Source organism: Vibrio ichthyoenteri ATCC 700023 (genome assembly GCF_000222605.1).
GTDB classification, from domain to species: domain Bacteria; phylum Pseudomonadota; class Gammaproteobacteria; order Enterobacterales; family Vibrionaceae; genus Vibrio; species Vibrio ichthyoenteri.
Window position 1 is genome coordinate 1 of record NZ_AFWF01000232.1, and the last position, 310, is coordinate 310.

Consider the following 310-nt stretch of genomic DNA (forward strand, 5'->3'; position numbering starts at 1 on the left):
TAATCGAGAACGGAGTGATGTTCACGCTTCCAGCTCGTTTAGCGAAGCAGGGGGTCAACAAAGTCCGCATTGAGCTTGATGCCAGTGATACGTACACCATGACAACATTGAAGGTCAATGCGCGTCGAGATGAGAGCATTGAAATCCAATGCGAATCCCTTATTTACTGCGACCAACTGGAAGCAACGTTTGAGGATATGACCGGCGTGTACACTCGCTTTTAATTATTGGAGCAAACATGATGAACTATTGCATCAACTGTGGCGAGAAGGGCACATTACAAGCTGTTAATGTACCAGAAAACGAAGAA

The 310-nt window shown here is 45.5% G+C and carries 1 protein-coding gene; it reads left to right on the forward strand.

Annotated elements, in window-relative coordinates; genetic code table 11:
* A partial coding sequence (locus RH85_RS16735) for a hypothetical protein (protein ID WP_006713888.1) occupies positions 1–224 on the forward strand: 224 nt, incomplete at its 5' end.
* Positions 225–310 lie beyond the last annotated feature (86 nt).